The sequence below is a fragment of the Planktothrix sp. FACHB-1355 genome, assembly GCF_014748295.1.
Lineage (GTDB): Bacteria > Cyanobacteriota > Cyanobacteriia > Cyanobacteriales > Aerosakkonemataceae > Aerosakkonema > Aerosakkonema funiforme_A.
The window spans coordinates 1-4,760 of record NZ_JACJUP010000481.1 but is presented as its reverse complement, the minus strand read 5'-3'; the positions used below and the strand labels follow the sequence as shown (position 1 = coordinate 4,760).

5 protein-coding genes are annotated in these 4,760 nt (G+C 42.2%); all 5 read right to left on the bottom strand.

What is annotated here, in order from left to right:
* Positions 1-302: 302 nt before the first annotated feature.
* A complete protein-coding gene (locus tag H6S82_RS18830; protein ID WP_190461627.1) occupies positions 303-890 on the bottom strand; it encodes a Uma2 family endonuclease in 588 nt (195 codons plus the stop codon).
* A gap of 43 nt (positions 891-933) precedes the next feature.
* The gene (locus H6S82_RS18825; protein WP_191056547.1) at positions 934-1,494 is read right to left on the bottom strand and encodes a Uma2 family endonuclease; all 561 of its coding nucleotides are present in this window, start codon (positions 1,492-1,494) and stop codon (positions 934-936) included.
* A 58-nt stretch (positions 1,495-1,552) separates the two neighbouring features.
* On the bottom strand, positions 1,553-2,371 hold the full coding sequence (locus tag H6S82_RS18820) for an SH3 domain-containing protein (protein WP_190461630.1): 819 nt from the start codon (positions 2,369-2,371) through the stop codon (positions 1,553-1,555).
* A gap of 267 nt (positions 2,372-2,638) precedes the next feature.
* Positions 2,639-3,211: a thioredoxin family protein gene (locus tag H6S82_RS18815; protein ID WP_190461632.1), complete on the bottom strand. Its 573-nt coding sequence runs from the start codon at positions 3,209-3,211 to the stop codon at positions 2,639-2,641.
* Positions 3,212-3,290: 79 nt separating this feature from the next.
* The coding region (locus tag H6S82_RS18810) for an NAD(P)/FAD-dependent oxidoreductase (RefSeq protein ID WP_191056546.1) at positions 3,291-4,760 on the bottom strand (1,470 nt) is incomplete at its 5' end.

Sequence of the window (4,760 nt, the reverse complement as noted above, 5' to 3'; positions counted from 1 at the left end):
ACCTTTGGCACTCCCTGCTTTGGCAGGCCAACTTTTCTTGGCGGGAGATATCGGGCTTAATTTTAACACAGGTTTATCGTCTTTGGTAATGACAATTTCTTCACCTTCGAGCGCTGCTTCAATTAAAGCTAACAAATCTTTGGTAGCTTCATCTAAAGTTATTTGCTGCATAGCTGTTACCTCAGAAAAAATTTTTTTCATCATAACTCTATTATATAGCAAGCTGCTAATTACGTGGCAATAGCTCAAGTTCATTAGGTACGTTGTTGCGCTTTAGCGCTAAAGCGCAACTAAATACAATATTATTCTTCTACAATATCAAAATTAACTCCTTCATAAATATCGCTTAATGGGATTTGGAAATCTACGGAATCTAACGCTAAAACTCCATCAGCGGATTCGTAATAAGTTAACAGCCATTTTCCCTCTGCGGTTTTCACTAATTGTTCGATATGAAATTTGTATTGATCGATTAAAATATATTCGCGGAATTCGGGGAGCGATCGATAATAATCAAACTTATCTCCTTTATCGTAATTTCTAGTTGAATCCGATAAAACTTCTACAATTAGTGATGGATTCGTCACCGTAGTATTTCCACCACCCTCATAAACTGGTTCTCCCTGAATTATCATAATATCTGGATAAAAATATCTCCGATAACGCGACACCCACAAACGTACATCGCTAGCAAATACACGATATCCTCGACCTCTAAGAGCTAATTTTAAACGTGCGAATAGATTACCCAGAATTTCATTGTGATTAGTTGTTCCGCCTGTCATCGGTACTATTTCTCCATCGTGGTATTCACTTTTGTACTCAGCAGTTTCTTCTAGGGCCAAATATTCCTCGCGGCTGTAGTAGCGTTTCTCTGTTTGGGTTTGCATATTGTTCTCCTTATATTTACTAAAAATTGATTCCCATTGCTAATTATTCAAATTCAGGTGGCCACAATTCGGAAACAGGCAATTCCCACCGAGGAAATAATTCGGTAATAGTTAAAACATCGCTATTCGTTAATTCGTTTTCCTCTCCGCCACGACGAAGAAGAATTACTTTTTGCTTATCTGGGTCGATTAGTATTCCCACTTGCGAGCCCAATTCTAAAAATGCTTTTATCTTTTCCTTTAGCGGGTTAACTCTATCGTTTTTCGATTTAATCTCTACCATTAAATCTGGCACTACTCTTGCAAAGTCACGCGGACTGTTTCTGAGCCTTTCCGCACGCACAAACGATACATCTGGTGCGCGTAAATCAGCATTTTCTGTGGGCAAGATGAAACCGCCGCTCGAATCATAAACACGCCCCAATCTGCGGGGCATTACCCACCCACCCAGAAAGATAATTAATCTTGCACCCACTTCACTGGAAGTTACATCAGATGGCCCCATAACAATAATTCTCCCGTCTACCAGTTCCAATTGGTAGTCTAAATGTGCTTCTTGTAGTTCTGTTTGCAGCCTTTCCAAGTCTTTAACGGTCAAATTCATAAAAGCTTCCTCAATTACAAGTTGCTTTAAATTACGATTATATCATAAATTCCTGTTTTTAATTCGCATTTCCGCGCCAGAAATAACGCAACCACCACTGGCCTTTAGAACGAATAAAACTGACTCGATAATCCCTCGGTTCGTAATAAACAAATCGATTTTGCACCCATCCTTTTTGGCCGTTTTTTAATACGACTGGCGTCCAGCCATCTGGAGAGTTTATCGCTTGTTGCAAGCGTTGGGGCAAGTTATCAAAAGTTTCTTTATCAAATTGGATGATATCTCTAGAAAGTTCATCTACTACAGGAGAACCGGAACCTGGTTCTGACCTAACATTGACATTTTGACCTAAAATTGCTACTTGTTGTTGCCAACCAAATTTATAAATTTGTTTGCCGAAGGTGATTGGACAAAACCATATATCGGAACCGAGTTCTTGTTCGGGTTCTGTTGTGTCGGGGTCTATAGTACAGCCGGCAGCAATTGCCTTTTCCATGTACTGCCAAAAAGGTGATTGTCTGTTATCAATATTATAAGTATTGAGATCGATCGCACCACCAAAACCCCACTGAGTTTTGGCATTGACAATAGTGCGAATAAATTTAGCATCGCGTCGCTTTACTGCATCCAAAAGACGCAACCGGAATTGGGAAAACTCGCTTGCTTTTGGTGGCGGCGATGAATTTTGTTGCGTGGGTGCGGTTTCTGCAAGATCGGGGATTGGATCTGGTGTAGAATTATCTGTAGATTCAGGAAATATCTCACTTATGGTAGGTGCAGTTTGTCTGTTGTTGAGGTAAGAAATGGCTGCCAAAGTCGAGCCGGTTATTGCGCCTATGGCTATCAATATAATTATCAAAAATTGTTGAGATTTCATGGCTGTGTCTCTGGGAGTTAAATTGATAGGGATTGTGACTGGGGCTAGAAACCGGTTTTCTGGCAACTTTTGCTTGAGAAACCCGATTTATTAGGTCTTGTTGAGAATGGTGCAAGATGTTAGTTAACAGCAAATCACATTTTGGTGCGTTACGCTGATAGCTAACGCACCCTACTGTATTTCAGCAGTTATCAAAAATGTTATAAACCCGCTTTCTCTGGGAAAACGGGTTTTGGGGGGGTAGTATGCAATATTAGGCAATAATATCTAGAATGGTTCGTTACCGGGCTTCCATTTAATATTGCAGCCAATGCTGGGTTTTTGGTCTTGGGTAATCGGTTTATCCGATAATACCGCATTTAGGGCGCTTCGCAAATCCTTCCCCGTTACCGGAATGCCGTTACTTGGGCGACTGTCATCCAACTGACCTCGATAAACTAACTTGCGATCGCGATCGAACAAAAAAAAGTCTGGTGTGCAAGCAGCCGTGTATGCCTTGGCAGTTTCCTGGCTCTCATCGTAGCAGAAGGGAAACGTAAATCCCAACTCAACAGCCATTTGCTTGAGTTTATCCGGTGCATCGTTTGGATAATTGGCGACATCGTTAGCACTGATCGCAACTATCCCGATGCTTTCTGCTTGGTAATCTTTTCCCAGTTGCGCCAATTCTGTCTTAATATGCTTGACAAACGGACAATGCTGGCAGATAAACATTACTAGCAGAGCTTTTCGATCGGCAAAAGTAGCAAGCGATATCGTTTCACCAGATACTACATCTGGTAGATGAAAATCGGGTGCTTTAGTACCCAATGCCAACATGGTGGAAGCGGTTAACGCCATTGCAGAAACTCTTCTATTCGAGTAATTTTCTATCAAGATATCAGATTAGCTGAGCTTTTTATGCTAATATTTTGGGTAGTTAATTCAACAAAGAATTCGCGCACAAAATACCGGAGGCGGCGACGGCGGGAACGCCAATTCCGGGCATGGTGCTGTCGCCAACGCGGTACAATCCTCGAATAGGGGTTTGTGGGCCTGGAAATGTGCCTTTTCTGGCGGCAATTCCTGGGCCATAAGTTCCTTGATATCGACGTAGGTAATAGGCGTGAGTTAAGGGTGTACCGATGAGTTCCAGCACAATGCGATCGCGAATATCGGGAATTACTTTTTCTAAGGCGCGAAATAAAGGTTGCGATCGCTCTTTTTTCTTCTCTTCATATCGATCGTCTCGCTGCCAATTTTCGTAAGGTTCTAAAGTATAAGCATGAACCACATGATGTCCGGGTGGCGCGAGATTTGCATCCCAAACAGACGGAATGGAAATCATGCAAGTATTACCCGGTTCGCTAATATCTAAATTAGCATCATGCACGACTACGTGATGTCCGGTGAGATTTTCCAAATTTTCTGCACGAATACCCAAATGCAAGTGCATAAAACTATCAACAGCAGGTGTAGCGAGAGACTTTTGGCGATACGATGTTGGCAAATCTTCTGGTTTCAGCAGTTTGGTGTAAGTATCCCAGATAGTCGCATTGGAAATAACGATCGCTGCTTTGATAATTTCCCCATTCTGCAAGCGAACACCGACAACTTTGCCTGATTCTAATAAGATTTGTTCGACATGACCATTCAATCTTAACTTTCCGCCCCAGCGTTCCAAACCCCTCACCAAAGCATCAACAATTGCACCACTTCCTCCCACCGGATAATCTACTCCGATATTACTGCGTTCGCCTAGCATAAAAGCTACTTCCGGCGCAATAGTTCCCTCTGCTTTCAAACCGGATAACAGAAAACATTCTAAATCGATTAATCGTCGCACCCAAGGATCTTTTACCTCTTTATCCATTACTTCGCCGACAGAAGCTTGTACTATTCCGATTTGAGGTAATAATTTTAATAGTGATGGCAGATATCTTGTCAGCAACACAGGAATTATTTGCAAATCTGCGCGTAAAGCTATAGTGGGGATTCCTTTTAATGCTTCGTACAATTGCAGCAAAGGTTTTTCAAAGCGTTGCAGTTCGATCGCACCTTGCGGAGTAATTTTTGCTACTTCTTTTCGGTAACGTTCCCCATTGCTATAAACGGGAAAAGTACCTTCGGGAAAATGATAGTGTCCCATCGGATCGTAACTCACAGTTTCGAGAGATTCTCCCAAAACTTCCAGAACTTGACGCAACGGATTGAGACTTTTGGGATGATTTAAGCCACAATAAAATGAAGGGCCAGAATCAAAATGAAATCCCCGCCGCGAGAAACTGTGCGCTGCACCACCGGCAATAGCGTGACTTTCGCAGACTAACACTTTTTTGCCGTAACGTGCGAGTAGTCCAGCAGTTGTTAAACCGCCGATACCGCTACCGATAACAATAACATCGAGATT

What these genes read in the sequence shown, in the direction of transcription:
- H6S82_RS18830 (WP_190461627.1), bottom strand. Translation starts at nt 890, where the DNA reads ATGCAAACCCAAACAGAGAAACGCTACTACAGCCGCGAGGAATATTTG.
- H6S82_RS18825 (WP_191056547.1), bottom strand. Translation starts at nt 1,494, where the DNA reads ATGAATTTGACCGTTAAAGACTTGGAAAGGCTGCAAACAGAACTACAA.
- H6S82_RS18820 (WP_190461630.1), bottom strand. Translation starts at nt 2,371, where the DNA reads ATGAAATCTCAACAATTTTTGATAATTATATTGATAGCCATAGGCGCA.
- H6S82_RS18815 (WP_190461632.1), bottom strand. Translation starts at nt 3,211, where the DNA reads ATGGCGTTAACCGCTTCCACCATGTTGGCATTGGGTACTAAAGCACCC.